The 2,682-nt window shown below is 76.8% G+C and carries 2 protein-coding genes; one reads left to right on the top strand and one right to left on the bottom strand.

What is annotated here, in order from left to right:
• The first annotated feature begins 197 nt into the window (after window positions 1-197).
• On the top strand, window positions 198-1,136 hold the full coding sequence (locus E1291_RS40860) for a phosphatase PAP2 family protein (RefSeq protein WP_131743393.1): 939 nt from the start codon (window positions 198-200) through the stop codon (window positions 1,134-1,136).
• On the opposite strand, the gene E1291_RS40855 is transcribed toward E1291_RS40860, so the two are convergent.
• On the bottom strand, window positions 1,093-2,682 hold a 1,590-nt coding region (locus E1291_RS40855; protein WP_207401244.1), incomplete at its 5' end, for a Mur ligase family protein. The two genes, E1291_RS40860 and E1291_RS40855, sit on opposite strands and share 44 nt — an antisense overlap.

Genomic DNA, 2,682 nt, shown 5'->3' with positions numbered 1-2,682 from the left:
GGCACCGCTCCCAGGCGGCGTGCCGTCCCGGCCGGGGCCGCCCGGCGCCGCCCCCCGCACGTCCCTGACCCGGGGGACCGGCCTCGTCCCCCAGCCGGCGGGCCGGACCGTCCTCCTCCCGGAGCCGGCCCGTACTCGTCGCCGTACCGCCTCCGCGCCGCTCCCCGGCGCGGGGCTCCTCCCGCAAAGGACACGAGATGACCCTCCTGGAGCGGCCGCACCGGCCCGCCATGGCGCTCGCGCGGCTGCGCGGAGAGGGGCACGGCCGCGGCGGGCCGGGCGGCCGGCCGCGCGCCGTCCGGGAACTGGCGCTGATCGTCGCGCTGTTCGGGGTGTACAAGCTGGGCCGGCTGCTGGCGAGCGGGCGGATCGCCGAGGCGTTCGGCAACGCCCGGCGCGTGTGGGACCTGGAACGGACCCTGGACCTGCCCAGCGAGACCGCCGTGCAGCACGGCCTGCTGCACAGCGACCTGCTGGTGCACGCCGCCAACGGCTACTACGCTTACGTGCACTTCCCCGCGACCGCGGCGTTCCTGCTGTGGATCTACCTGCGGCGCCCGTCCCACTACCGCTGGATCCGCAGGGTGGTGGTGGCGCTGACCGCCTCGGGCCTGGTCCTGCACCTGCTCGTCCCGCTCGCGCCGCCGCGCATGCTCACCGTGACCGGCCTCATCGACACCGGCGCCGCGTTCGGGCCCGCCGTGTACGGCGCCCCGCAGACCGACACGATGGCCAACCAGTACGCGGCGATGCCGTCACTGCACATCGGGTGGGCCGCCGTCGTCGCCCTCGGCCTGATCGCTACCTCGCGCACCCGCTGGCGCTGGCTGTGGACCCTGCATCCGGTCGTCACCGTCCTGGTGGTCGTCGCCACCGCCAACCACTACTGGATGGACGGCGTCGTCGTACTGGTGATGACGGCCGTCGTCGTGCTGCTCGTGCGCCCGGTCGCGCTCCCGGCGGGCTGGCTCACCACCGCGGCGATCGGCATGGGCGCCGTGGCCGGTGCCGTCCCCCCGTTCGCCGAAGCGCGGAGGGGACCCGGGGGCGGCGCCTCCCGGCCGGGCCGCGCACCGGGCAGGGGGAGCGCGGTCAGCGCTCCGGCTCGGCGCCCAGGGTCTCGAGCAGCTCGGTGACCGGCTCCAGCTTCTCGTACATCAGCAGGACGGGCTCGCCCGGACCGGCCATGTCCAGCGCCGAGGTCAGCGCCCCCTTCAGGTCGCCCGCCGGATGGACGCGCACGTCCGGGCGGCCCTCCCGCAGCCCCGTGAGGATGAGCCGGGTCATCTCCCCGGACCGCCTTCCGCGCAGGTCCTCGTCCTCGTAGACGACGACGCGGTCGAAGGAGCCGGCCAGGGTCCGCGCGGTCTCGGCGACCAGCTCGTCGGAGCGGTCGCCCGGCAGGGTCACCGCGGCGACGCCCGGCCCGTCCCAGCGCCGCTCGACCAGCGCGCCCATCGCCGCGACCGCCGCCGGATTGTGCGCGTAGTCCACCACCACGGGGTTGGACCCGACCCGGTAGACGCAGCCCCGGCCCGCGTTGCGGGCGTGCGGCTCGAACGAGCGCAGCGCGTTCGCGAGCACGTCCACCGGGACGCCGAGCGCGCGGGCGGCGGCGAGCGCGGCCAGCGCGTTCGCGACGACGTGCGCGGCCCGCCCGCCGAACGCGCCCGCCACCTCCTCCACCGGCAGGATCCGCGTGCGGTGGTCGCCGCGGGCCTCGGTCAGCCGGCCGTCCTCCACCACGTAGGCGGTGCCGCCCGCCCGCAGATGCGCGATGATCACCGGCGCCCGGGGGTCCAGCGCGAAGTAGCGCGGCACCGGCTCCCGGTCGCGGACCGCCCGGCGCCCGGCCAGCCCGGCCGCCGCGGGGTCCTCGGCGTTCAGCACCAGGTGCCCGCCGCGGCGGATCTCCTCGGCGACCAGCGCCTTGATCTCGACCAGGTCCGCCAGCGACCGGGCGCCGTCCATGCCCAGGTGGTCGCGGGTGATGTTGGTGACGACCGCGACGTCGGCGCGCTCGTAGCCGAGGCCGCGCCGGACGATGCCGCCGCGCGCGGTCTCCAGGACCGCGGCCTCCACCGACCGGTCGCCCAGCACCATCTCGGCCGAGCGCGGCCCGGACGCGTCGGAGCGGTGCACCAGCCGCCCGCCCACGTACACGCCGCCGGTGCCGGTCATGCCGGTCCGCAGGCCGTTCAGCTCCAGCATGTGCGTGATCATCCGAACCGTGGTGGTCTTGCCGTTGGTGCCGGTCACCGACACGACGGGGACCCGCGACGGCGCCCCCGCCGGGTACATCAGGTCGATGATCTCGCCGGCGACGTCCCGGCCGTCCCCCTCGTGCGGCGCCAGGTGCATGCGCAGCCCCGGCGCCGCGTTGACCTCCAGGACAGCGGCGGCGCCGCGCTCGGCGGGCGGCGGCGAGCCGATGTCGGGCAGCCGCAGGTCGATCCCGCAGACGTCCATGCCGACCGTCGCGGCGGCCCGCACGCACATCGCGGCGACGTCGGGATGCACGGCATCGGTCACGTCGCGGCTGGTGCCGCCGGTGGACAGGTTGGCGTTGCGGCGCAGCCACACCGCCTCCCCGGCGGCGGGCACCGTGCCGGGGCCGTGCCCCTGCCGCGCCAGCAGCGCCAGCTCGGCCGGGCCCAGCGCGAGCCGGGTCAGCGGCCGGTC

Source organism: Actinomadura roseirufa, assembly GCF_900659635.1.
Classification (GTDB): Bacteria; Actinomycetota; Actinomycetes; order Streptosporangiales; family Streptosporangiaceae; genus Spirillospora; species Spirillospora roseirufa.
This window is presented reverse-complemented; position numbering and strand designations above follow the sequence as displayed.